Below are 23,254 nucleotides of genomic sequence, written 5' to 3' on the forward strand. Positions count from 1 at the left end.
CCGATAGCCGTCTCAAACACCTACTGCTCGTCGCCTAGCCCTCGTCCATCCGCCGCGCCTCGATTACTGTATGCATGAACAGTATAAATAAGGCATGACCGTGGACCCTCTCGAAATAGAAGACACCAGCGACTGGCTTGGATGTCCGACCGAACTGGAAACCATCACCCATTACAAATTGATGCTGGAAAACGAAGTCCAGGAACTGACCCTGCAACTGCGCAAAGCACGAGAGGACATCTTCTGCCTGGTGCGGATGCATGGCGAAGCCTCCACCGAGCGCGACATCCTGCGCGCCGAACTGGCACAGGTTAGAACTGCGTTGTTGGCTGCCAACCGCATGGCTACAGATGCAGAGACAAAATTCAACTGGGAGATGATGGCCAAAGGCAAGCTGGTCACTCACCTTTATGACCGGATCGAAGGATTTGCCGAAGAAATAAAGCGGCTTGAGCGTCTTGGATTAAAGTTTGCGATCTTCCGTAGAAGAACCAATCACGCATCTGTTGTTCCATTCGGGCTTTCTGCCAACCACCAGCGCGGAACGCTACCTGCTCGGCCTGACCCAGGACTGTGCGGCCCTGCTTCTCGAAGTGCGAGGACGCCCACATGATCCGGATGTCTGCATCCAGTAGGTGGGCATGATCTTCGTTGTGAATGCTGCCGGTGTCGGAAAGGATCTCGGCCTGGAGCCACTCCCAAACCTCTGGGGCTGGAGTCAGGCGGATACCGAAGTCGGAAAGCTCAGACAGTTCGATTAGTGACGCTGGAGGGCGCGGCCTGTCCATGCCATCCCCCAATCGGGTTGCTTTGTTGTCATGGTTAAGGGGGAGAGTTCTGAATGGCGCTAGGGAGCTACTTGGCGCGGTAGTAGTGATATAGGCCGCGCAGCTTGTTCCAGGCTAGCCATATGATCACCATCAATATCCAAAACAAAGTTAACAGTTGGCCTAGGGCTACGGCCTGCGGCAGTTGTAGGCAGAGCAGGAAGCCGATAATCAACGCGCCGTAGGCCGTCAGGCGATAGTTGAAAAGCAATAACAAGGCCGGAATCAGCGCACTGGCCAAGGTGATACCGAGGACTTCCTGCATCTGATGAAGCAGTATGTCGCGGCCCAGCGAAGTGCTCGAATCAATGGGAGTCAAAATGAACGTGAGGCGCAGGTAGAGACGGACTAACGCATTGAGTAACAGACTCACCAGTAACAACAATGCCAAACTTTTTATCTTGGGCCACGCTTTCATTGATTCGACCTTGAACAAGATAGAGAAAAGCCGCCGATCATATCAGGAGCAAAACTCGACTGTAATTGATGGGCACAGCACCTTCATGGAGGTAGCGCGTCAGCGCTATCCAGCGCTATCCAGCGCTTGAGGCTGTAATCTAACACCTTGTCTATGGCACCATCCAGATCGGCGACGGCCTTATTGATGTCCGGCTCAGCGGTAGAGCGTGGCGCAGCCGGGTGACGTTGCTCATGCCCTTCTCCAATGTCGCGACACAATTTGATGATTCGCGAAACGTGTCGCGGATTAGGTTTTCCTGCGGTCGTTCTTGCCCGGCCCATGCTTGTCGCACGACAGGCAGTGCTCACAGTTCAGCGTCCGGCAGATCCAGGCTTTCACCGGCTGCCAGTACGTGACCATGAAGATGTGGCGGGCGCCGGCTAGGGCCAGGGACACATGCAGCGTCAGGCCGGCAGAGGTCGGGCCGAAGAAGATGTTCTGGCTACGCGCCATAACGACAAAACCGCTGATGGCGATAGTCGAATAGATCAGCTTGCCGAGGATCCCATCGCGCACCTTGCCGCTCAGTACGCACCAGGTCGCCCAGAGCGAGATCAGGCCGCAGGCCATCGAGTTGATAAGTTCAAGGTTCATGGTGGATTGCCTCCCCCGAACCGCTGGCGGATGAAAGCCCAGATGTCAGCGGATTTAATGGCTCGATTGATGGCTGTCATGAGCGAGCCGCCGAATGACCCCAGTAGGAAGCCGATACCTACAACGATATTTGGCTCGGTCACGCCCAGGTAGGCGCTGACCATGCTCGTCAGATAGAACGAGCAAGCCAACCCGGTGATCAGGAAGACCAGCCAAGACCGCCAATCGGTCAGGTCGTCCTTGTGCCACCAACTGGCAACGACGGCGCCGACCAATCCCGCGATCAGCAATTCAAACCTGTCGATCTTGTCGAGCAGGCGCTGCAATAACTCCATGCGCTCGACTCCGTTGGCATGACTTGATTTGAATCAGCCCCAGCAGCACTCCCAGCCATAGCGATGGGTGTGGTGGGGCCGAAAACGAAAAGGCCCTGATTGATTCCAAGACCCTGAACATGAAAAAGTTAGCCCGCAAATCGGCATACTGCGTTGTGGCATTGGCTCGATCCAGACAGGTAATTACAAGGATGACGCTATGACGAAAAGAAACATCAAACTTCTATCATTAACCTTATTGGTTTGCGTCGCGACAATCGCAAACGCGGAGTCGCCAGATGCCTCACCCGAGGCCGAAACGCTTTACTTCAAGGCACTCCCTTACCTTGATAAAATTGACGACATTGATAACGAAATTTTTAATATTCAGCGTCAGTTACCCAGTGAGGAAAAGTTTCCCGAAAAGAAAAAAGAAGAACTCATAAATAAACTACGCACTCTAGTGGCGGAGGCAGCCCCACTACTCAAGCGCTCAGCCGCTGACGGAAATCCAGCCGCACAATACCGGCTCGCTCGGCTCGCTATAGGCATTGAACCCAGAGAGCAAGCTGTAGATCAGGTCTGCTCTTTATTGAAATCTAGCCTGACAAAAGGGTTCGCCCCAGCAGGTATACAGATGATCAGCTACTGCTTCGACGATGTAAAAACAGCCGAGTTTCGATCATTGATTGACGCCTTACCTGAAAATACAACTTCGCAAAGCAAGTACTATCCGCAGCCAATGCTTCTGCCTAGCTGCGACAGGAATAGTGGTTCTAGGAGCAAAAATGCAATCGCATCTCTCAATGAAAAAGCTATTCGAGCCGAGCTCTACATGAGTCTATCAACTCAAATTTCAGGGCAGAACCTTAAGCAGGAAAAGATCCGTTATCTCCAAAAGGCAGCTAACTATGGATGCAGACGCGCTATAGAGCGCCTAAAACTGATAGATGACGTTCGGGACGTCAATGTTCTTCCGTAGCGCTGCGCTACCGTGCTTATCAGCGTCCAGGCTTTCCCGAGGGCTGCCCTGGATGCAGTGGAATCTTTTCTTTGGGGTGATAAAAACCCCGCTCGGTGGCGGGGTCTTTTCCCCTGTTCAGTGAACAGGGTTAGATGGAGTCTTGAGGTCACTACATCAGCTAGATATCAGGGGTTACCTGCGGCCCGGCTGTGATGATAATAGAGGTACGCCAGTCCGATTGGCGCAATGAAAATCGCCATACTCCAGCAAATAGCCATCGTGAACAACTTCGTCATCAGTAGCGAAAACGCATTCACGAAGAAAACATTGCTGCCAAAAATGTAGTCCATGATGCTTTCGTAGACGAATCGCGCATATGGGTAAAGCGCGCTGTTTAGGAAGCAATAAAAGAACGTTCCCAGCGTGAACACTCCGGTGCTTGAGTGGGTTAAAGCGGTATAAATTAGCACCGGAAAAATCAGCCCAAAAAGAAAATTACGGATGTAGTACTGGGCGGAAAGGCCGCCGAACGTTTTAGCTAGCACCGGGTGCATTTAGATCCCTCTGAATGGCTTGTGTGAAAGGCGGCGACCAGATTTCACTGGCTGGCCTTGGCAACAGGGCCAGACGGGAAATCAACCGGAGACAGCAGCATGCAAATCAATCAGCAGAAAACGGTGCAGGTCGATGTGACTGAGCTGCACCTCTACATCAAAGTCCGCGACGGGTTCGCCGCCGGCCTGAAAGATGCTCAGGGCGAAGAAGTGGGCAGCTACGAAGGCTATGTGCCGGACTTCTTCCCCGGACAGCATTACGGCGACTACCTGATCCTCAACATCGACTTGGAAACAGGCCAGATCAAAAACTGGCAGAAGCCAGGCGCCGACGACATCGAAAAGATGCTCGCTCAGGGGGCGACGACTGAACAACCAGCGCCACGGCAGCCTGCCGTTAACTGCCCTATACCGGTGATGGTTGAGGAAGTGGGTGGTCACTTCGAATCCGGTTTACCCACCCGATCCTCTCTGTGAGAGCGCATCGGAGTGTGATCTGAACAGCATGCAAATGACTGCGGCGCATGCAAACAGCCGAAAATGAGAGGGTTAACGACCTCGGGAAGACAGTTTGTTCACGTCTGGCGGCAAGCGATTGCGACGGCGTGGCGGGGAGACACACCCGTTGGTGTCAACCGGAATTGGCCGCCCGGACAGATCACACCCCGATGCGGATGCACGCCCAGGCTGATGGGCAGGTTTGAAAACTAACAGTTCCGAGAGTGAGCGCTGACCGGCTAAGTACTATTTTATGCCCTCGTGGTACCGGCTCGTAATAACTGATATTGCGGTAGCCGATAGGCGCTGACCGCGGCATGACTCTCAACCCGGAGATCAGCACCGGGCATCTGCATCACCCATTCTCGTAGGTGGCCACTGCCTTCCCAGTGAGCGAACAACAGGAGATACGGCCATGAAGTAAATCAACGATTCACCTGCGTGGCGTCGCAAGCCTGAAGGCTGCGCCCATCACCCTGACAGGCAGCGGAAAGCAGGGCCGACGATGTCACCGCGCATCAACCGAAAGGGAGGCCCACCCCAAATGAAGAAGAACACTGCAGGCGAGTCCGAGGGCGTAGCTGGCCAGACTCGACACATCCCGGGTAGTGCCAGGCGCCTGCACCCTTCCTCAACATAGGCTGTATCGGAGTACGTTACCGCGAGTCTTCGGGAACACGCTTGAACTCCTTCAATGGGCGCACAGTCTTTTCTGCCCTGCCCCCAATAGTAGGCTTGTGATCTTCTTTGATGTTTGCAAAACACCCCTTCATCAGTCGACTACTCCTGTAATCGCTCGGCAGCTCAGCATAGTGTCCAAATGTGCAGTTTTCTTCGTTAACGATATAGGCGGGATCTTCCGACCAAAACGAAAAAAACATCATAAGTAGAAACATTGATTGCAGTCCTTTGCGCATTTTGCGACCGGCTTTGTAACAGTCGCCGAACCCAACAGCAACCCCCTTCCGCGCCTTTATCCGCCAGCACTCACCCCGCGCCCATCGGCAACTAGCGGGAGGCATGAGTGTTGACGAATACAGGTGAACCAACCACTGAGGTAGCAGAAATGGAGTACATGGCAGCGCAAATGGATCGCCAGATTGAAGGCGCTCAGCTCGCATATGACGCAGCGATTGAGGATGGGTTGCAGCCAGCCTTCCCGGTCGCGGATTACGACCACCAGACATTTCAGCCAGCAACCGTCGAAGAGTCGAAGCGGCAGCTGTCGGGTATGACCTTGCGTGACTACTTCGCGGCGAAGGCGATGCAGGCACTGATTGCGAATGCTGGTTTCGACACCAGTCGCCCCTGACCCGGAACGACGCCGTTGATCTCCAGCGTTCCGTCTTTGTTGAGAATCCACCCCTGCTGCCCGGCGATGTAGTTGATCGAACTGATATAGCTGCCGATCTTGGCGTTGGTGATCGTGCCGTCAGCAATAAACGCCGAGTTCATGAACACCTGGCCGCCCTGTACCGCGAACGGAACCGAGATGGCGCCGCCAGCGATGGTATTGACGATGGCGAAACGGTCAGCGCTTACCAAAAACTGGCTTTGAAACACACCGTTCACGTTTTCGATGCCCAGGCCAATCTTGGTGTTGCCCAGGTGCGGGACGACTCGAAGGCCTACGAAGAGGTGCCGGCCGGCGAGCGCCCCACTTTCCACGAGATCCGCGCACTCGGCGCCTGGCTGTACGAGCAACAGGGTTTTGAGCAGGAATACATTCAGGGCTTGATGGGTCACGCAGACGTGAAGATGACCGAGCACTACCAGGCGGGGCACGGTGATGACGCGGTGGTTTACATGAAGGTGAACGCGGATCTGAAGGTATAACGTCGCGATTACTTACATGGATATGCGGAGCGGAGCGCGAACATAACTATGAACCCTTCCTTAAACGTCAACTTATCGGGGTTCTCCTCGATGTATTTAACGACTGCTCTAACCCCATCCGCCTCAACGTAATCGTCAGGCAGGCACAATCGTGGGTATCCGTCTTTTAATTCACGACTCAATACCTGCAACGAGATACGGACACCGTGTATCACTCCCGCGCAGTAACCCATAGCTCCTGCATCGTAGTTAGCCTCTACCGGCTTTCCATCCCAGTAATTAAGCAGACCTTTGCAGGAGCTAAAAAATTTAGATCCGTCTCCACCATCAGCGGCGGGAATCGGTCCACTCGCAATTAAGCCTCCCAGCGCTGCCGCTGCTGCGATCCATGCCTTCATAATTGCTTCCTAGGTGAGTGACCGGCGGATGTTATAGAAAGCCTGACCGGTACTTGTAAACGCTCCGAACACGGTGGTCGTTTGCCCAAAATATTCCCAAAGTTTGCCCAAAGGCAGAAAGCAAAAAGGGGTCACCGTTTCCGGTGACCCCTTCTAGACCGCCCAGCAGAGCGGATTTTGTTTGGTAGGCGCGATTGGACTCGAACCAACGACCCCCACCATGTCAAGGTGGTGCTCTAACCAACTGAGCTACGTGCCTGCTGTGTGGCGGCATTCTACGGAATTGCGAAGGGCTGTCAACACCTTTTTTCGCTCTAACCCTATGAATATGCAAAATATTTAATTTCGCCGCTGCAAAGAAGATTTTACGGTGGCTGGCGGCCGATTTTTAACTCGGGTAGGATCGACGCACTCGTAAAATATATTAAACAGAGGCTGCAGGATGGCGAACACCCCTTACCCAGAGTCCTATTACGCCGCATCGGCCAATGCGGTTAAGCCGCGTCCGGCCTTGCAGGGTGATGTAGAGGCTGATGTCTGTGTGATCGGCGCCGGTTATACCGGCCTGTCCTCTGCCCTGTTTTTACTGGAAAACGGTTTTCGGGTGACGGTGCTCGAAGCCGCGAAGGTGGGGTTTGGTGCATCGGGTCGCAATGGCGGCCAGATCGTCAACAGCTATAGCCGTGACATTGATGTGATCGAGCGCAGTGTCGGCCCCAAGCAGGCACAGTTGCTGGGCGAGATGGCGTTTGAGGGCAGCCGGATCATTCGGCAGCGGATCGCTAAATATAATATCCAGTGTGACCTGAAAGACGGCGGCGTCTTCGCCGCCATTACTGCCAAGCAGATGGATCACCTGGAAGCCCAGAAGCGTCTGTGGGAGCGTTTTGGCCACACACAGCTTGAGCTGATGGACCAAAGTCGGATGCGCGAAGTCGTAGGTTGCGATCAATACATCGGCGGTATGCTTGACCTCAGTGGCGGCCATATTCATCCGCTAAACCTGGCGCTGGGTGAAGCTGCTGCGGTCGAATCACTGGGCGGTATCGTCTATGAACAATCGCCAGCGGTGCGTATTGAGCGCGGTGCGAATCCTGTCGTGCATACGCCGCAGGGCAAGGTCAGGGCCAAGTTCATCATCGTTGCGGGTAATGCCTACCTCGGTAATCTAGTGCCTGAGCTGGCAGCCAAGTCGATGCCATGCGGGACGCAGGTGATTACCACTGAGCCGTTGGCCGATGCGTTGGCCAAGAGCCTGTTGCCGCAGGATTACTGCGTAGAGGACTGCAACTATTTGCTGGACTACTATCGCCTGACCGGCGACAAGCGCTTGGTCTTTGGCGGAGGCGTAGTGTATGGCGCCAGGGATCCGGCGAACATCGAGGCGATCATACGACCGAAGATGCTCAAGGCCTTCCCACAACTCAAGGATGTAAAGATCGACTATGCGTGGACCGGAAACTTCCTACTGACCTTGTCGCGCCTTCCACAGGTCGGACGGCTGGGGGACAACATTTACTACTCCCAGGGCTGCAGCGGTCATGGCGTGACCTACACTCACTTGGCGGGCAAGGTGCTGGCTGAGGCCTTACGCGGCCAGGCTGAGCGGTTTGACGCCTTCGCCGATCTGCCCCACTATCCGTTCCCCGGGGGACAATTGTTGCGTACACCGTTTGCTGCACTTGGTGCCTGGTATTACGGCCTGCGCGACAAACTCGGATTCTGATCAAACGACGTGAAAGGGGCCGCCTGATGCGGCCCCTCTTTGCATCAACCTGGAAAGTCTGCACCTTCACTGACTGCAGCCCAACCTTCAAAATCCCTACGCAACGATTCGATCTTGCCGCGCCCGCCTGCCAGCGCCGCTTTACCCAGCAACAGACGTAACGGCGGATTCGGAGCTTCCACCGCGTCGACGATAGCAATCGCCGCCCGCACCGGATCACCCGGCTGATTGCCGCTATAGCCACGTATCATTTCCATGCGCTTGCCAGCTGTTTCACGGTAATCATCGATGGTCTGGCTTGCTTCGTTGGCCGAGCGACCGGCCCAATCGGTACGAAAGGCGCTTGGCTCAACGATCAATACTTTGATCCCCAGCGGCGCAACTTCCTGAGCCAGGGATTCTGATATCCCTTCAACGGCAAATTTGGTGGCGTGATAGAAACTCACCGCCGGGAACGCAACGATTCCGCCCACAGAGGAAATATTGACGACGGTGCCGCTGCGCTGCTGACGCATGCCCGGCAACACCGCACGGGTCATCCGCGCCAAGCCCCAGACGTTGATTTCCATCATGTTGCGCGCCTGGTCCAGATCACTTTCTTCGAAAGAGCCGAAGTAACCAATCCCTGCGTTATTCACCAGGACATCAATGCGACCAAAACGTAGGTGGGCAGCTTCGACCGCGGCGTTGACCTGAGCTGGGTCGGTGACGTCCAGCGTCAGCACCAAAGCAATATCTTCGTAACCTTTGACGATGTCCTCAACCTGTGCGGGATTACGCGCCGTGACCACGGTGGGGTAGCCCAGACTCAGGGTATGCAAGGCTAGTTGACGGCCGAAACCCGTTGAACAGCCGGTGATAAACCAGACCGGTTTTGCTGTCGATGCAGTCATGCTGATCTTCCTCCAGGGAGCTGCCCGCCAGTGCGAGCAGTGCGTTGCAGTATGGACACACGGCTCTATCCTAAAAAGAGCCATAATCTGCAAACCCTTTTCGGAAAAACAAGACAATGAAAGATCCGGACTTTCAGCAACTGCGCTTGTTCATGCAGGTGGCACAAACTAAAAGCTTTACCAGCGCCGCCGATGCCACGGGACTGTCGGTTTCCACGGTCAGCCATGCGGTGAAAGAACTGGAGAAACAGCTGGGGCTGAGGTTGCTGAACCGAACCACCCGCAGCGTTAACGTCACCGAGGCCGGCGCGCAGTTGATCAACAAAATCGCGCCATTGATGGAAGACTTGGGGCTGGCCTTACGCAGTGCTTCGGCGGCAGGCGACGAAGTCGCTGGAACCCTGCGTTTGAGCGTGCCTTCAAGCGCTAGCAAACTGATCCTGCAACCTTTACTGCGGCGTTTTCTGCTGGAGCACCCTGGCATCAATCTCGAAGTAGCAGTGGACAACAGCCTGATCGATATCGTTACGCAAGGCTTCGATGCAGGCATTCGTTACGACGATGTGCTGGCCCAAGACATGGTTGTAGTGCCAATCCTCAAGGACATGCGCTTTGTGGTGGTGGCGTCGCCTGAATACCTGGCAGGCCGGACACTTGTGCAACACCCGCAGGACCTGCTGCAACATCAATGCCTGAACTATCGCAGCGCCGCATCAGGCGCTCTGCCGCGCTGGGAGTTCGAAAACGCCGGCAAACATATGCGGATTGCGGTCAAGGGGCGCCTGGCGACCAACGACAGTGACTTGCTGTTGCAGGCGGCGCTGGATGGTTTTGGGTTTGCGTATCTGTCCCATGCACCGCTGGCGGCGTACCTGGAAAGCGGTGAGTTGGTCTCAGTGCTGGAAGACTGGGTGCCGACCAGCACGCTGTACCTGTACTACTTCGAACGTAGCAACACCCCCAAAAAGCTTCGGGCGTTTATTGATTTCGTGAAGGCCAACACTGAAGAACATTGAGCACGCCCCTCATAGCGAATGCCGTCAAAGCCGATCGCGCGATATACCGCTACAGATTCGCAGGATGTCCGCGAGTACGACCAAGGCGATTTCGGTGGGCGTCTTGCTGCCCAAATTCAGACCTATAGGGGCATGAATCCGAGCACGCTCAATGTCGCCAAAACCGCCAAAACCGCCAATCCTGCGTAACCGCTCAAAGCGCTTTTACGACGGTTGCATCAAACCCGTCACTCCGATGTAAAACGCTTAGAACCGCCAGAGGCGCTGACCCGCCGCCGACCATCACAACGCCCGACGGCAGGCCAAGAAGCTGCATGTCAGTGCGCCTTGTGCTCGGCCGGTGGCGCTTCAGTTTGCAGCTTCTGCACATCACTGACCGCCAGATCACCCGACTGACCACCCCAGCCTTGGCGCAGGTAGTTGAGTAGGTCCGTCAGTTGTTCGTGGCTGAGCTTGCCAGCAAATCCCGGCATCGGTTGCAGGCGTTCGAAGCCGGTAAACTGCTGTTCGCCGATACCGTCCTCAATCACCCGCAACACATTGCGCGGATCTTCCAGGCGCAAGGTGGTGTTACCACGCATGGCCACCGCGATGTGCGGCTTACCCTCACCGCCCACGGCGTGACAACCGGCACAGACGTTCAGGTAGTCCTGACGACCGCGTTGAGCGCTAGCGCTCATCTTGTCCAAAGGTACTTCGGTCAGGGCTTTCGCGGCTGGCGGTTGATCGCCAAGCAGGAAGGTCGCCATGGCCGCCAGGTCAGGGTCGCTGAGGCCCTGGGTGCTGTTGTGAAATACCGGAAACATTTCGTTGAACATCGTGCCTTGAGCACTCATGCCGTGCTTGAGAAACGAACTCAAATCCTGAGGATTCCAGCCGCGAGCCGCTAAATCATTCGCCAACAAACTCGGAGCCAGATAGCCATTGAGCAGGCCGCCGGTCAGGCGCTTATTCTGCTGCATCGCACCGGGCAAACCTCGCGGCGTGTGGCATTCGCCACAGTGACCAAGCACATCGACCATGTATTGACCGCGCTTGAAGGCGTCGCTTTTACCCTCGGTGGGCGCGAGCTGCATGTCCTTGCCGTAAAGCATGTTCCAGCCCATCAGCCCCAGACGCACGTTGAACGGAAAGCTCAGCCGGGTGACCGGTGCCGCACGCTCGATGGGCTCGACAGTTTTCAGGTACGCGTGAATAGCGTCCGAATCTTCACGCGGCATGAGGTGATACGAGGTGTAAGGCATCGCCGGATAAAGGTTGGCGCCATCCCGGCGCTTGCCTTCGGTGAGCGCGGCGAAAAACTCTTCGTCGCTATACAAACCGATGCCGTGCTCTTTGCTCGGAGTGATGTTGGTGCCATAAATCGTACCGAACGGCGAAACAATCGGCAGACCGCCTGCATAAGGCGCACCACGCGGCGCAGTATGACAGGCCATGCAGTCTGCGGCGCGGGCTAGGTATTCGCCGCGCTTCACCTGATCATCCGCGTGCGCCAGCAACACCGGCGCAGCCAGGCCAACCGTCAACGCCAGGCGGGAAAGTAGAGACTTCATGCTTAACCCTCCTTCACCAGGCCGAGATCGGTGAGTACATTGCGCGTGGCGCTGTAATAGCGCACGTAACCGGTGCAGCGGCAGACGTGGTGACCGAGGCTGTCTTCAATGACCTGTTCCAGCTGACTTTTAACAATCGGCTGACGCTGTAGCTTTTCCACCAGCACCGTCGCGGCATTCACAAAACCCGGTGCGCAATAACTGCACTGGAAAGCAAACTCATCGACGAAGCGCTGCTGAATCGGATTCAGCCCAGTGACCCTACCTTGCTCATCGCGGATCGCGTGACCTTCGATGGTTCGTACTGTCTTGCCTTCGAAAAAATGCGCACCAGTGATGCAGGTGCGCACTTCTTCACTGGTGCCGTCAGGGTTGTCGACGATAACCACGCACGCATGGCAAATGCCTTGGCCACAGCCCAGACGTGAGCCGGTAAGATTTTTGTATTCGTGCAGGTAGTCGATCATCGGCAGGTCATCAGGGATGTCCACCGGGCCGACGGATTGACCGTTGAGGGTCAGTTGAAGCGGACGGTTAGCCATTGAGGGCCTCCTTGATGCGCGCAGAAGTGATGGGCAGGTCGCGGATACGTTTACCGATGGCGTGAGCCACGGCGTTCGCAATGGCGCCGACCACCGGGATCATCACCACCTCGGCAATCCCCTTGGACGGGTCACTGGGCGAAAGCGCCGGCAGGATTTCCGCCGTCTGATTCCAGACTGCAACGTGCCGGGCCATCGGCAAACGGTAACGGTTGAAGTTCCAGTCCCCCTCCCCCGGCCCACCTTCATACAGCGGCATCTCTTCCAGCAACGCATGGCCTATGCCCATGGCGATGCCACCTTCGAGCTGGCCCTTGACCAGTTCCTCCACCAGCACCCGACCGCATTCCACCCACGAGTGGTGGTTGAGCACCTGCACTTCGGCGGACCCCTTGTTCACTTTCACTTCCACCAGCGTCGCGACGGGGCTGTAGTAAGTCACCGCCGCGTTGTTCAACTGGGTGTCAGGGTAGTGAGCGTTCTGGCGATCCAGCAGGTGGAAACCAGCGCTAGTCATCTGTGCTTTCTTCGCGCCTGGCGCACCGTCACCGTACTTCACGGCCAAGCCATCGAGCGGCAAACGCTCGCGCACGCCGTCAATACTGTACTCGGCCTCGGCCCAGCTCCAACGGTTGAAGCCATGCACGGTGGCGCCGGTGACCAGGCCTTTTTCATGGGCGTGTTGCGCCAACTGTTCAAAACTCAGCGGTTGCATACCGTTGGCGGTCAGTTTGCCGTCAACCCAATGCGCATCTTCGCGGCGTACCACGTAAGGGTTAGCCTGGCCACCGTAGGGGCCTTGGCCCCATATCTGCAAAGCCGCCGGCCACAAACCGTGGTTGAACAACACGCGGGCCGCTTCACGGGTGGCGTGGCTGAAGTAATAGGCCGAGTTGGTCGCCGAGGAGGCCGACGCAATTTTGCCGACCCAGCGCGGGTTGCGCAGAAAACCGTCCTGCTCGGCCTGGCTCATGATGTACGGATTGCCACCGCTGATCAGTTGCAACTCTTTCCATTCGGTTTCGCCTGTCTTCACTTCAGTCGCCGGAACGCCGAGAAAATCAGCGACCACCAACGCTTGCGAAGTGGACATGCCAGTACCGATTTCAATCCCGATATGGCGCAGGGTCACATGCCCTTGTGCGGTGTATTCGATGCTGGCCATCGGTGCTTCAGAACCGGTGCCGAAGTCTTTCTGGCAGATCGCAAAACCTACGCCATACCAGTTATCCGGGTCTGCGGCTTCACGCTGCTGCTTGATAGCGGCGCGGTTTTTCCAGACGTCGTGGACGGCAGCCTTGTCGAGAATTTCGTGCAACCGTAATGCACCCGCCGGGATAGCACCCTGAGTGTTTTTCATCCCCGAGCGCATGGCATTTTTCTTACGCAGGTCGATGGCGTCGATGCCCAGGCGACCGGCAATTTCATCGATCATCATCTCGGTGGAGGCCATGCTCTGCAGGGTGCCGTAACCACGCATCGAGCCAGCCTCAACGCCGCGGGAATGATACGCCGTGACCTGCAAATCGTTCTGCGGCATGTAGTAGATGGACTGCGCCGCCGTGGCGCCAACCGCCGCCACCGAAGGGCTGTAGTTGATCCGCCCGCCGCCGTCGACGTTCATCTCTGCGCGAAAGATCTGGAAACTGTGATCGGTCTTGTCCACGGCCAACTGATAGTGGATGTCGAAGGGGTGACGCTTGATACCGCTCTGAAACTGCTCGTAACGGTCGTTGGCCAGACGTATCGGTACGCCTGCGCCATACAACGCCGCCAAGGCTGCGTAGTAGACGAATATGTTGTGATCCTTGGAACCGTAACCCACGGTGTAACCCGGATGCATATTGAGGCTGGAAAGGCCGAAACGCGACGGCGCGATCATCTTCGCGGTTTCCGTGGCAACCTCCAGCGGGCATTGGGTAGCCACCACAAAATGCAGGGTCTTGGTCGCCGGGTCGTACCAGCCGTTGCCGTTGTCCGGCTCCATGGCGGCCGGCTCAATCGATGGCGTTTTGTAGCGCTCATCGAACACCAGCCAGTTGTCGGACGGGTTTTCGATTTGCTGCTTCATGCGCTCGGCGTAAAACAAACCACGCTCGGTCAGATTGCCGTGCAGATCGGGCTGGGAGTCCCACACCGGTCGACGGTTGCGCAGCATCGGAAACAGGATCGAATCCTTGAGGCTGGCAAACTCGTCTTCATCCGCCGATGTCGCGCCACCCACCCGCACATAGCGGAAACTGCCGTAGGGATCACGCTCATAAAACGGCACCGTGGCGCCGTAACGAATCGCCTTGTCATTGAATTTGAGTTTGGCCTTGGCCTGACGAAAACGCTCGAAGTCATTCCAGATCAGGATCGCCACCGGGTGCCCGATAAACATCGGCACCTTGCCTTCCGGCAGCAGTGGATCGGGAGCGTGGTCTTCGGGAAAGACGATACCGTCCTTGTCCAGGTCCGCAGCAGTGACGATGCGATCAGGCTGCAAGTCGGCACCGAGCCACGACAGGTCGTAACCCTCGTAGAGACGGTCGGCCTTGATAGTTTTCAGCAACAGAGCGTGGCCCTGCTGCTGAGGCCAGCCAGGCATGTCCTTGGCACGAATATCGCGTGCAAATACCTTGCTGCCGCAGACTTTGGATAACGCATCGTTACGCATCCGCGCCTTGCCGTTGTTGCCGAGCCATTGTTCGGACGGCACGGTCACGCTGTTTTCCATCAAGGCCGCCAGCGCCTGGGTACTGAGCGGTGTAAGCGTCACGCTCACACCCGCCACCAGTCCGCCCTGAAGAAACGAGCGCCGGGATATATCACGGTTGGACATGAATCATCCTCTGGACGGTTATGGATCCGCCCTTTTGGTTATGTTCTGGGGATTTCGAGTCTTGCAGCAGCCTTTTTTTGCACGAAGCAAAGGCCGTATTGACAGCGCAAAGCTGACCGAGCGGTTAACTTTATAGGTTTATGCACCGCCGGCAAACAAGCGATTACAAAAAAGGCATGAATGGCAGTAGCAGAGCGCCCGTTAAGGACGGAAGTCAAAAGAAATGAGCAGAAGGTCTCGACTGCCGAATAGGACGATCGACGGGAAGGGTATGCAGGAGAGGAGAAACTTGAATTTCAGACACAAAAAACCCCGGCCTTTCGACCAGGGTCTTTGCTATCGACTCAAAGTAGCCACCGGCTTACCCGTGGCTTTCTTTGTAGCTTCAAGGCGTTCAGCGGGCCTTGAAGCAGATATGGCGCAGCGGACGGGACTCGAACCCGCGACCCCCGGCGTGACAGGCCGGTATTCTAACCGACTGAACTACCGCTGCGTATCGCTTTGGACTTGCGTCCAAGTAACTCGTCTGATTGAAAGCTTCGAGGCTTGCAATCTCGAATCAGAAAAACCGATTCGGAAAATATGGCGCAGCGGACGGGACTCGAACCCGCGACCCCCGGCGTGACAGGCCGGTATTCTAACCGACTGAACTACCGCTGCGCGTCGGTGGAGGCTTTTAAAAGCTTCCATCTTGCTTTCGCAAGACTCTCAAGAAGTGGTGGGTGATGACGGGATCGAACCGCCGACCCTCTGCTTGTAAGGCAGATGCTCTCCCAGCTGAGCTAATCACCCTTTGCTTCGTTGAGGCCGCGAAATTTACGCAGATACCGAAGCTAAGTCAATACCCCACTTGAAGTTTTTCTAAAAAAGACAAATCCATGTCATTCAGGGCAAGGCCGGTAACAATCAGACCGCTATCGCAAGCAGGCTCGATCCCACGGTAGATTGCGCTTCTTCAGGCACCCGGCTTTCGAGGGCGGCAGCGAGCCAGCTCGCGAAGAGCGCAGCGCCGTCAACAGCGTTGCCGAACACAGCGCACCCCACCTGAATTACTCGCTGTAAATCATCTTCTTGGTCATCCCGCCATCAACCACAAACTCCTGGCCCGTGACGAACCCCGCGTTCTTCGACAGCAGCCATGCCACCATCGCCGCGACGTCCTCAACCGTACCTACCCGCCCCGCGGGATGCTGAGCATGATCGGCATCGGTCAACGGCTCTGCACGCCGCACCGCTGGATCTCGTGCATCGATCCAGCCGGGGCTGACCGCATTGACGCGAATCTCCGGCCCCAGGCTGATGGCCAAGGCGTGAGTCAGGGCCAACAGACCGCCCTTGCTCGCCGCATAAGCCTCTGTGTCAGGCTCCGACTGCGCAGCGCGGGTCGAGGCCAGATTGACGATCGCCCCGCCGTGAGCGCGCAGATAGGGCGCACAGTGCTTAGCCAACAACATCGGCCCGCTGAGGTTCACCGCCAACACGCGATTCCAGTAAGCCAGATCGAGGCTTTCCAGGGTGGTGTTGTGAGGGTCGGTCACCGCCGCGTTGCACACCAGCGCATCGAGTCGTCCAAACTGACCCAACACCTCAGCCACCGCCAAGGCCACTTGAGCTTCGTTTGCCACGTCCATGGCGATAAACCAAGCGTGTTCGCCGAGCACTTTCGCCACTCTCGACCCGCGCAACCGATCCAGGTCCGTCAACACCACTTGCCAGCCTTCGCTGATCAGCCAGGCGGCGATCCCCAGGCCGATGCCGCGCGCAGCACCGGTGACCAGAGCAACACGACCATGAGTGCCGGTGGTCGGGGCTGCCAGCTCAATCACAATGCCGCCAACCCGCGCGCCAGATCGGCTTGCAAGTCCGCCACGTCTTCGAGGCCGACCGCGACGCGGATCAGACTGTCACGAATGCCCGCTGCTTCACGCTCTTGCGGCGCCAGACGGCCATGGGAGGTGGTGCTCGGGTGCGTAATAGTGGTTTTACTGTCACCCAGGTTGGCGGTGATGGAAATCAGCCGCGTCGCATCGATAAAGCGCCAGGCGCCTTCTTTGCCGCCACGAACCTCAAAGCTCACCACCGCCCCAAATCCCTTCTGCTGGCGCTGCGCCAACGCGTGCTGCGGATGGCTCTTGAGGCCGGCGTAATGGACTTTCTCGATGCCATCCTGCTGCTCCAGCCACTCGGCCAGCTCCTGAGCGCTGGCACAATGCGCCTTCATCCGCAGACTCAGGGTTTCCAGCCCCTTGAGAAATACCCAGGCATTGAATGGACTCAAGGTCGGCCCGGCAGTACGCAGGAAGCCAACGACTTCTTTCATCTGCTCGCCACGACCCGCCACAACGCCGCCCATGCAACGGCCCTGGCCGTCGATAAACTTGGTCGCCGAGTGTACGACAACGTCTGCGCCCATCTTCAGCGGCTGCTGCAACGCCGGGGTGCAGAAGCAGTTGTCGACCACCAGCATGGCGCCCTTCGCGTGAGCGATTTGTGACAAAGCGGCGATGTCGACCAACTCGGCCAGCGGATTGGAGGGCGACTCGACAAACAGCAATTTGGTGTTGGCCTTGATAGCCGCATCCCAGCCAGACAAGTCAGCCAGCGGCACGTAATCGACTTCAATACCGAAGCGTTTGAAGTATTTTTCGAACAGGCTGATGGTCGAGCCGAACACGCTGCGCGACACCAGCACATGATCGCCAGCACTGCACAGACTCATTACCACCGCCATGATGGCGGCCATACCAGTGGCGGTGGCCACGGCCTGCTCAGCGCCTTCCAGTGCGGCAATACGCTCTTCGAACGAGCGCACGGTCGGATTGGTGTAGCGCGAATAAACGTTGCCCGGCACTTCACCGGCAAAGCGCGCGGCCGCGTCGGCCGCGGTGCGAAATACGTAGCTGGAAGTGAAGAACATCGGATCACCATGCTCGCCTTCCGGCGTGCGGTGCTGACCGGCGCGTACGGCCAGGGTATCGAACGCTACGCCTTCGAGGTCGCTGTCCAGCCGACCGGCATCCCAATCCTGACTCATGCTGTCACTCCTTGCCCTGCTCTCGCTATAAAGAGCCTTTGGTAGATACAAAACCGGCCCCTCAGGGCCGGTAGTTACTCAGTTGTTATACAGATCAATGATCGCACTGACTGCCTGGGTTTTAACCTTGGAGGCATCATTGCGAGCCTGTTCGATCTTATTCAGGTAAGCATCGTCAATGTCGCCGGTCACGTACTTGCCGTCGAACACCGCGCAATCAAAGTTCTCGATTTTGATCTTGCCGCCACCGACTGCTTCAATCAAGTCAGGCAAATCCTGATAGATCAGCCAGTCAGCACCGATCAAGTCGGCGACGTCCTGGGTTGACCGGTTGTGGGCGATCAGTTCGTGGGCGCTCGGCATATCGATGCCATAGACGTTCGGGTAGCGAACGGCCGGCGCCGCAGAGCAGAAGTAGACGTTCTTGGCACCCGCTTCGCGGGCCATCTGAATGATCTGCTTGCAGGTGGTGCCGCGAACGATCGAATCGTCTACCAACATCACGTTCTTGCCGCGAAACTCCAGCTCGATGGCATTGAGCTTCTGGCGCACGGATTTTTTCCGCGCCGCCTGACCCGGCATGATGAAGGTCCGGCCAATGTAGCGGTTCTTCACGAAACCTTCGCGAAACTTGACGCCCAAGTGGTTCGCCAGCTCCAGGGCCGCGGTGCGGCTGGTGTCCGGGATCGGGATGACCACGTCAATGTCGTGCTCAGGGCGTTCGCGCAAGATCTTCTCGGCGAGCTTCTCGCCCATACGCAGACGGGCCTTGTACACCGACACGCCATCGATGATCGAATCAGGACGCGCCAGGTAAACGTGCTCGAAGATGCAGGGCGTCAGGGACGGGTTGGTCGCGCACTGACGGGTGTGCAGTTTGCCATCCTCAGTGATGTAGACCGCTTCGCCTGGCGCCAGGTCGCGAATCAGGGTGAACCCGAGCACGTCCAGGGACACGCTTTCGGAGGCAATCATGTACTCGACGCCCTCGTCGGTGTGACGCTGACCGAAGACGATCGGGCGGATGCCATGCGGGTCGCGGAAACCGACGATGCCGTAGCCGGTGACCATTGCCACCACGGCGTAACCACCGACACAACGCTTGTGGACATCGGTGACGGCTGCAAACACATCTTCTTCGGTCGGCTGCAACTGGCCACGCTGGGCCAACTCGTGCGCAAACACGTTGAGCAGTACTTCCGAATCGGAGTTGGTGTTGACGTGACGCAGGTCAGATTCGTAAATCTCCTTGGCCAGTTGTTCAACGTTGGTCAGGTTACCGTTGTGCGCCAGGGTAATGCCGTAAGGCGAGTTGACGTAAAACGGTTGAGCTTCGGCCGAAGTCGAGCTGCCTGCGGTCGGGTAACGCACATGGCCAATACCCATGTGGCCGACGAGGCGCTGCATGTGACGCTGATGAAACACATCACGCACCAACCCATTGTCCTTGCGCAGGAATAGCCGGCCACCATGGCTGGTTACGATACCGGCAGCGTCCTGGCCGCGGTGCTGGAGGACGGTTAGCGCGTCATACAGCGCCTGATTGACGTTCGACTTACCGACGATACCGACGATGCCACACATGCGACGCAACCCCTACTTAATAGATCTGAACTGAGCACCACTCACTGAGGCGTTTTGGCCGTCGGCAAGAGGTGCTCCTTGAACGGAAGATCAGCGGGTACGCTGATACCGCTGGCCAGCCACTGACTGCTCCACCCCAGAATCAGGTTTTTGGACCAGTCTGCGACCAATAAAAATTTTGGTACGAGTTGTGATTCTTTCCACCACCCGTCTTGCTGTACCGGCCCCAGGCTCAACAGCCCGACCGCCACAACCACCAGCAACCCGCCACGCGCGGCGCCGAAAGCCATGCCGAGGAATCGATCGGTCCCGGAAAGCCCGGTGACTCGAATCAGTTCGCCGATAAGAAAATTGATCATTGCGCCTACCAGCAAGGTGGCGACAAACATGATGGCGCAGCCCGCAATGACACGGGCCGAAGGCGTTTCGATGTACCCGGCAAGGTACTCGGACAATGAGCCACCGAACATCCAGGCGACGACTCCTGCGATGATCCACGTCAGCAGCGAAAGTGCTTCTTTGACGAAGCCGCGGCTCAGACTGATCAATGCGGAGATGGCGACAATTGCAACGATCGCCCAATCAACCCAGGTAAATGGCACAGTGCAGCCTACAGACGGATAAGGCGGCGCATTTTAGCAGAGCCCATGCTGATCGGTAAGCTGCGATTGTCAGTGCATTTCAAATCAAAGCGATAGTTTCAGCCACGCTCAGGCTGGAAACGCACAACAAAACCCTTGAGGTTCTGCTGACGACCTAACAAGTCACGCAAACGATCGGCTTCTGCACGTTCGATCAGCGGCCCAACGAACACCCGATTCTTGCCATCTGCAGACCTGATATAAGCGTTGTAGCCTTGGCTGCGCAGGTTTTTTTGCAGGTTTTCGGCACCTTCACGACTCGCCAGGCTGGCCAGTTGCACCGACCAACTGACCGAAAGGCCGTTGGCATCGACGCGACTTGCCGTGGTGTCGGGCCTGCCTGGTGCGGCGGCAATCGGCTGTGTGGGAGCAGGCACTGGTTTGGCAACAGCTGCCGAAGCGGATTTGGCCGCTGGAGCCGCAACCGCAGGCGCCATAGGTTTTACCGGTGCTTGCTGCTCCGCAATATCTTCATCGCTCGGCACAGGCTCCTGTGGCAGCGCTTGCGGCTCAGGCACCACCACCGGCTCGATCTGCACTTGCGGCATGGCAGGCGCTTTTGGCGCAGCCGGCGCTTCGACCGTCACTTGACGTTGTTCGTCCTGACGGGAAAACAACATCGGCAGGAAAATCACCGCCAGGGCAATCAGCACCAGAGCGCCAACCATGCGCTGTTTGTACGCCTTATCCAGCAAAGCCATTTGCCGCTTCCTCCGTGGAGCGCCGGGCCAGCCATTGAAGGGCCTCGGCGACACAATAAAATGATCCGAACAACAGAATCTCGTCGTCGCTCGTCGCTACCGCACATTGCACATCGAGGGCGGCCGACACGCTGTCATAGGACGTTACGGACGCACCAAGGTTCTGCAACGCCACGTGTAAATCGCCAACCTGACGCGCCCTCGGCGAATCCAGCGGCGCAACGGCCCAGTGCTGGACACTAGCATTCAATTCGCCGACAACACCATCCAGATCCTTGTCCGCGAGCAACCCAAACACCGCCAGACGTTTGCCGACCGGAGGACGACTGGCCAGACGCCGAGCCAGAAACTCTGCGGCGTGCGGGTTATGCCCCACATCCAGCAGCATATTCAGGCGCTTACCGTGCCAATAGAACTGCCGACGATCAAGCCGACCGACCATCCGGGTGGCTTTCAGCGCTTCTACAATCTGCGCGTCTACCCACGGCAAACCGAGCAGCCGATAAGCCTGCAACGCCAATGCGGCGTTTTCCATCGGCAGATCCAGCAACGGCAAATCATGCAGCTCGACGACGCGCCCTTGCGCATCGAGGCCACGCCATTGCCAATGGTCGTCGGTGACACCGAGATCGAAATCGCGCCCACGCAGAAAAAATGGGCAAGCCAGCTCGCGCGCCTTGTCCAGCAGAGGCTGGGGAGGATTCAGATCGCCGCAAAGCGCAGGTGCGCCCTGGCGCAAGATGCCGGCCTTCTCGTAGGCCACGGATTCACGGGTGTCGCCCAGGTAATCGGCGTGATCGACGCCAATGCTGGTGACCAGCGCCATGTCCGCGTCGACCACGTTGACCGTGTCCAGACGCCCGCCCAGGCCGACCTCCAGCACCACCGCATCAAGACGGGCTTGTTGAAACAGCCAGAATGCCGCCAGGGTGCCCATTTCGAAGTAAGTCAGGGACGTTTCACCGCGCCCAGCCTCGACCGCTGCAAAGGCTTCGCACAGTTGGGCGTCAGTCGCTTCGACACCATTGACCTGGACCCGCTCGTTGTAACGCAGCAAGTGCGGAGAACTGTAGACACCGACACTCAGGCCTTGCGCGCGCAATAGCGACGCCACGAACGCACACGTAGAACCTTTGCCGTTGGTACCGGTAACCGTAATCACCCGAGGCGCCGGCTTGCCCAGCCCCATGCGGGACGCTACCTGTTGCGAGCGCTCCAGGCCCATGTCGATGGCCGAAGGGTGCAACTGCTCGAGGTAGGCGAGCCACTCGCCAAGGGTACGTTGGGTCATAGGTTGGCAGGCACCGGCGGAACCACGATCGGTTCAATCGGCGCGGCGACGAATGTCGGCGTCGGCAGGCCCATCATTTGTGCCAGCAGGTTGCCCAGACGCGGACGCAATTCCTGACGATGAATGATCATGTCGATTGCGCCGTGTTCCAGCAGGAATTCGCTGCGCTGGAAGCCTTCCGGCAGTTTTTCGCGCACGGTTTGCTCGATGACGCGCGGACCGGCGAAGCCGATCAGGGCTTTCGGCTCGCCGACGATCACATCGCCCAGCATCGCCAGACTGGCGGAAACGCCACCGTAGACCGGGTCGGTCAATACGGAGATGAACGGAATACCTTCTTCACGCAGACGCGCCAGTACCGCCGAAGTCTTGGCCATTTGCATCAGGGAAATCAGAGCTTCCTGCATCCGCGCGCCACCTGAAGCGGCGAAGCAGATCATCGGGCATTTGTTTTCCAGCGCGTAGTTGGCGGCACGCACGAAGCGCTCACCAACGATAGCGCCCATCGAGCCGCCCATGAATGAGAACTCAAACGCCGACACAACAACTGGCATGCCCAGCAGCGTACCGCTCATGGAGATCAGTGCGTCTTTTTCACCGGTCGCCTTTTGCGCAGCAACCAGACGATCCTTGTACTTCTTGCCGTCGCGGAACTTCAGACGGTCAACCGGCTCCAGGTCCGCGCCCAGTTCGGAGCGGCCTTCAGCGTCGAGGAAAATGTCAATGCGGGCGCGGGCGCCGATGCGCATGTGGTGGTTGCACTTGGGGCAAACATCCAGAGTCTTTTCCAGCTCCGGACGATACAGCACAGCCTCGCAAGACGGGCATTTGTGCCAAAGACCTTCAGGCACCGAGCTCTTCTTGACCTCGGAACGCATGATCGAAGGGATCAGTTTGTCTACTAACCAGTTGCTCATGCTTTCTTTCTCCAGTACCGGCGGCCCGAACGCTTTGGTTCGCAGCCCCGTGTATGCCCTTGAGCTAAATTCATATGGGTGGCGATG

Annotated in this window: 22 protein-coding genes, 4 tRNA genes and 3 pseudogenes; 5 read left to right on the plus strand and 24 right to left on the minus strand. The window is 57.3% G+C overall.

From position 1 onward, the window contains the following. Nucleotides 1-34: 34 nt before the first annotated feature. The 5 genes and pseudogenes from RHM68_RS15465 to RHM68_RS15485 form a co-directional block, all read right to left on the minus strand. Nucleotides 35-406: a hypothetical protein gene (locus RHM68_RS15465; protein ID WP_322216222.1), complete on the minus strand. Its 372-nt coding sequence runs from the start codon at nucleotides 404-406 to the stop codon at nucleotides 35-37. Nucleotides 407-488: 82 nt separating this feature from the next. Continuing rightward, nucleotides 489-788, minus strand: a pseudogene (locus RHM68_RS15470) (putative metallopeptidase); the annotation flags it as partial. A gap of 67 nt (nucleotides 789-855) precedes the next feature. Continuing rightward, nucleotides 856-1,245 (minus strand): hypothetical protein, encoded by a 390-nt coding sequence (locus RHM68_RS15475; protein ID WP_322216224.1) that lies wholly within the window; start codon nucleotides 1,243-1,245, stop codon nucleotides 856-858. Nucleotides 1,246-1,533: 288 nt separating this feature from the next. Continuing rightward, nucleotides 1,534-1,881, minus strand: a complete 348-nt coding sequence (locus tag RHM68_RS15480) for a hypothetical protein (protein ID WP_322216226.1) — start codon at nucleotides 1,879-1,881, stop codon at nucleotides 1,534-1,536. After that, a complete protein-coding gene (locus RHM68_RS15485; protein ID WP_322216228.1) occupies nucleotides 1,878-2,216 on the minus strand; it encodes an MFS transporter in 339 nt (112 codons plus the stop codon). The genes RHM68_RS15480 and RHM68_RS15485 overlap by 4 nt, the downstream gene beginning before the upstream one ends. A 199-nt stretch (nucleotides 2,217-2,415) precedes the next feature. Here RHM68_RS15485 and RHM68_RS15490 point away from each other — a divergent pair, with 199 nt between their 5' ends. Next, nucleotides 2,416-3,177: a hypothetical protein gene (locus RHM68_RS15490; protein WP_322216230.1), complete on the plus strand. Its 762-nt coding sequence runs from the start codon at nucleotides 2,416-2,418 to the stop codon at nucleotides 3,175-3,177. Nucleotides 3,178-3,344: 167 nt separating this feature from the next. Here RHM68_RS15490 and RHM68_RS15495 read toward each other — a convergent pair whose 3' ends face one another. Beyond that, a complete protein-coding gene (locus RHM68_RS15495) occupies nucleotides 3,345-3,713 on the minus strand; it encodes a hypothetical protein (protein WP_322216232.1) in 369 nt (122 codons plus the stop codon). Between the two features lie 99 nt (nucleotides 3,714-3,812). Here RHM68_RS15495 and RHM68_RS15500 point away from each other — a divergent pair, with 99 nt between their 5' ends. Continuing rightward, nucleotides 3,813-4,190 (plus strand): hypothetical protein, encoded by a 378-nt coding sequence (locus tag RHM68_RS15500; protein ID WP_322216235.1) that lies wholly within the window; start codon nucleotides 3,813-3,815, stop codon nucleotides 4,188-4,190. A 1,317-nt stretch (nucleotides 4,191-5,507) separates the two neighbouring features. Here RHM68_RS15500 and RHM68_RS15505 read toward each other — a convergent pair. Further along, nucleotides 5,508-5,804: pseudogene (locus RHM68_RS15505) on the minus strand (phage tail tip fiber protein); the annotation flags it as partial. Between RHM68_RS15505 and RHM68_RS15510 the strand changes: the two are divergent. Further along, complete coding sequence (locus RHM68_RS15510) at nucleotides 5,766-6,047, plus strand: tyrosine-type recombinase/integrase (protein ID WP_322216237.1); 282 nt, start codon at nucleotides 5,766-5,768, stop codon at nucleotides 6,045-6,047. The pseudogene RHM68_RS15505 and the gene RHM68_RS15510 overlap by 39 nt on opposite strands. 8 nt (nucleotides 6,048-6,055) lie before the next feature. Here the strand turns inward: RHM68_RS15510 and RHM68_RS15515 are convergent, their stop codons facing one another. Both RHM68_RS15515 and RHM68_RS15520 read right to left on the minus strand, forming a co-directional pair. Continuing rightward, nucleotides 6,056-6,445, minus strand: a complete 390-nt coding sequence (locus RHM68_RS15515) for a Rap1a/Tai family immunity protein (protein ID WP_322216239.1) — start codon at nucleotides 6,443-6,445, stop codon at nucleotides 6,056-6,058. A 182-nt stretch (nucleotides 6,446-6,627) separates the two neighbouring features. Beyond that, nucleotides 6,628-6,704, minus strand: a tRNA-Val gene (locus RHM68_RS15520). 183 nt (nucleotides 6,705-6,887) lie between these two features. On the opposite strand from RHM68_RS15520, the gene RHM68_RS15525 reads away from it, so the two are divergent. Further along, a complete protein-coding gene (locus RHM68_RS15525) occupies nucleotides 6,888-8,171 on the plus strand; it encodes an FAD-binding oxidoreductase (RefSeq protein WP_322216242.1) in 1,284 nt (427 codons plus the stop codon). A gap of 44 nt (nucleotides 8,172-8,215) precedes the next feature. Here the strand turns inward: RHM68_RS15525 and RHM68_RS15530 are convergent, their stop codons facing one another. Continuing rightward, complete coding sequence (locus RHM68_RS15530) at nucleotides 8,216-9,064, minus strand: oxidoreductase (RefSeq protein ID WP_322216244.1); 849 nt, start codon at nucleotides 9,062-9,064, stop codon at nucleotides 8,216-8,218. A gap of 116 nt (nucleotides 9,065-9,180) precedes the next feature. Between RHM68_RS15530 and RHM68_RS15535 the strand changes: the two genes are divergently transcribed. Further along, the gene (locus tag RHM68_RS15535; protein WP_322216246.1) at nucleotides 9,181-10,080 is read left to right on the plus strand and encodes a LysR family transcriptional regulator; all 900 of its coding nucleotides are present in this window, start codon (nucleotides 9,181-9,183) and stop codon (nucleotides 10,078-10,080) included. Nucleotides 10,081-10,104: 24 nt separating this feature from the next. Here RHM68_RS15535 and RHM68_RS15540 read toward each other — a convergent pair. From RHM68_RS15540 to accD, 14 genes and pseudogenes are all read right to left on the minus strand, one after another. After that, nucleotides 10,105-10,326: pseudogene (locus tag RHM68_RS15540) on the minus strand (XdhC family protein); the annotation flags it as partial. 71 nt (nucleotides 10,327-10,397) lie between these two features. After that, on the minus strand, nucleotides 10,398-11,633 hold the full coding sequence (locus RHM68_RS15545; RefSeq protein ID WP_322216249.1) for a c-type cytochrome: 1,236 nt from the start codon (nucleotides 11,631-11,633) through the stop codon (nucleotides 10,398-10,400). A gap of 2 nt (nucleotides 11,634-11,635) precedes the next feature. After that, complete coding sequence (locus RHM68_RS15550) at nucleotides 11,636-12,175, minus strand: (2Fe-2S)-binding protein (RefSeq protein WP_322216252.1); 540 nt, start codon at nucleotides 12,173-12,175, stop codon at nucleotides 11,636-11,638. After that, a complete protein-coding gene (locus RHM68_RS15555; RefSeq protein WP_322216254.1) occupies nucleotides 12,168-14,999 on the minus strand; it encodes a xanthine dehydrogenase family protein molybdopterin-binding subunit in 2,832 nt (943 codons plus the stop codon). Before RHM68_RS15555 ends, RHM68_RS15550 begins: the two co-directional genes overlap by 8 nt. A 416-nt stretch (nucleotides 15,000-15,415) precedes the next feature. After that, nucleotides 15,416-15,492, minus strand: a tRNA-Asp gene (locus tag RHM68_RS15560). Between the two features lie 90 nt (nucleotides 15,493-15,582). Continuing rightward, nucleotides 15,583-15,659, minus strand: a tRNA-Asp gene (locus RHM68_RS15565). A 56-nt stretch (nucleotides 15,660-15,715) separates the two neighbouring features. Beyond that, nucleotides 15,716-15,791: transfer RNA gene (locus RHM68_RS15570), tRNA-Val, on the minus strand. Nucleotides 15,792-16,048: 257 nt separating this feature from the next. Then, nucleotides 16,049-16,825: an SDR family oxidoreductase gene (locus tag RHM68_RS15575; RefSeq protein WP_322216257.1), complete on the minus strand. Its 777-nt coding sequence runs from the start codon at nucleotides 16,823-16,825 to the stop codon at nucleotides 16,049-16,051. Continuing rightward, entirely contained in the window at nucleotides 16,822-18,033 is a 1,212-nt protein-coding gene (locus RHM68_RS15580) for an O-succinylhomoserine sulfhydrylase (protein ID WP_322216260.1), read from the minus strand. The genes RHM68_RS15575 and RHM68_RS15580 overlap by 4 nt, the downstream gene beginning before the upstream one ends. A 78-nt stretch (nucleotides 18,034-18,111) precedes the next feature. Then, a complete protein-coding gene (gene purF, locus RHM68_RS15585; RefSeq protein ID WP_322216262.1) occupies nucleotides 18,112-19,617 on the minus strand; it encodes an amidophosphoribosyltransferase in 1,506 nt (501 codons plus the stop codon). 41 nt (nucleotides 19,618-19,658) lie between these two features. After that, nucleotides 19,659-20,219, minus strand: coding sequence for a CvpA family protein (locus RHM68_RS15590; RefSeq protein ID WP_322216264.1), 561 nt, complete (start codon nucleotides 20,217-20,219; stop codon nucleotides 19,659-19,661). Between the two features lie 98 nt (nucleotides 20,220-20,317). After that, entirely contained in the window at nucleotides 20,318-20,959 is a 642-nt protein-coding gene (locus RHM68_RS15595) for an SPOR domain-containing protein (RefSeq protein WP_322216266.1), read from the minus strand. Beyond that, nucleotides 20,943-22,250, minus strand: coding sequence for a bifunctional tetrahydrofolate synthase/dihydrofolate synthase (folC, locus tag RHM68_RS15600; protein ID WP_322216268.1), 1,308 nt, complete (start codon nucleotides 22,248-22,250; stop codon nucleotides 20,943-20,945). The genes RHM68_RS15595 and folC overlap by 17 nt, the downstream gene beginning before the upstream one ends. Beyond that, entirely contained in the window at nucleotides 22,247-23,167 is a 921-nt protein-coding gene (gene accD, locus RHM68_RS15605) for an acetyl-CoA carboxylase, carboxyltransferase subunit beta (protein WP_322216271.1), read from the minus strand. Before accD ends, folC begins: the two co-directional genes overlap by 4 nt. Nucleotides 23,168-23,254 lie beyond the last annotated feature (87 nt).

It is taken from the genome of Pseudomonas sp. DC1.2 (assembly GCF_034351645.1).
GTDB lineage: Bacteria > Pseudomonadota > Gammaproteobacteria > Pseudomonadales > Pseudomonadaceae > Aquipseudomonas.

Excerpts from the sequence above, each read along its gene's own strand:
- RHM68_RS15475 (WP_322216224.1), bottom strand. The coding sequence starts at position 1,245 with ATGAAAGCGTGGCCCAAGATAAAAAGTTTGGCATTGTTGTTACTGGTG.
- RHM68_RS15480 (WP_322216226.1), bottom strand. The coding sequence starts at position 1,881 with ATGAACCTTGAACTTATCAACTCGATGGCCTGCGGCCTGATCTCGCTC.
- RHM68_RS15485 (WP_322216228.1), bottom strand. The coding sequence starts at position 2,216 with ATGGAGTTATTGCAGCGCCTGCTCGACAAGATCGACAGGTTTGAATTG.
- RHM68_RS15490 (WP_322216230.1), top strand. The coding sequence starts at position 2,416 with ATGACGAAAAGAAACATCAAACTTCTATCATTAACCTTATTGGTTTGC.
- RHM68_RS15495 (WP_322216232.1), bottom strand. The coding sequence starts at position 3,713 with ATGCACCCGGTGCTAGCTAAAACGTTCGGCGGCCTTTCCGCCCAGTAC.
- RHM68_RS15500 (WP_322216235.1), top strand. The coding sequence starts at position 3,813 with ATGCAAATCAATCAGCAGAAAACGGTGCAGGTCGATGTGACTGAGCTG.
- RHM68_RS15515 (WP_322216239.1), bottom strand. The coding sequence starts at position 6,445 with ATGAAGGCATGGATCGCAGCAGCGGCAGCGCTGGGAGGCTTAATTGCG.
- RHM68_RS15525 (WP_322216242.1), top strand. The coding sequence starts at position 6,888 with ATGGCGAACACCCCTTACCCAGAGTCCTATTACGCCGCATCGGCCAAT.
- RHM68_RS15530 (WP_322216244.1), bottom strand. The coding sequence starts at position 9,064 with ATGACTGCATCGACAGCAAAACCGGTCTGGTTTATCACCGGCTGTTCA.
- RHM68_RS15535 (WP_322216246.1), top strand. The coding sequence starts at position 9,181 with ATGAAAGATCCGGACTTTCAGCAACTGCGCTTGTTCATGCAGGTGGCA.
- RHM68_RS15545 (WP_322216249.1), bottom strand. The coding sequence starts at position 11,633 with ATGAAGTCTCTACTTTCCCGCCTGGCGTTGACGGTTGGCCTGGCTGCG.
- RHM68_RS15550 (WP_322216252.1), bottom strand. The coding sequence starts at position 12,175 with ATGGCTAACCGTCCGCTTCAACTGACCCTCAACGGTCAATCCGTCGGC.
- RHM68_RS15555 (WP_322216254.1), bottom strand. The coding sequence starts at position 14,999 with ATGTCCAACCGTGATATATCCCGGCGCTCGTTTCTTCAGGGCGGACTG.
- RHM68_RS15580 (WP_322216260.1), bottom strand. The coding sequence starts at position 18,033 with ATGAGTCAGGATTGGGATGCCGGTCGGCTGGACAGCGACCTCGAAGGC.
- purF (WP_322216262.1), bottom strand. The coding sequence starts at position 19,617 with ATGTGTGGCATCGTCGGTATCGTCGGTAAGTCGAACGTCAATCAGGCG.
- RHM68_RS15595 (WP_322216266.1), bottom strand. The coding sequence starts at position 20,959 with ATGGCTTTGCTGGATAAGGCGTACAAACAGCGCATGGTTGGCGCTCTG.
- folC (WP_322216268.1), bottom strand. The coding sequence starts at position 22,250 with ATGACCCAACGTACCCTTGGCGAGTGGCTCGCCTACCTCGAGCAGTTG.
- accD (WP_322216271.1), bottom strand. The coding sequence starts at position 23,167 with ATGAGCAACTGGTTAGTAGACAAACTGATCCCTTCGATCATGCGTTCC.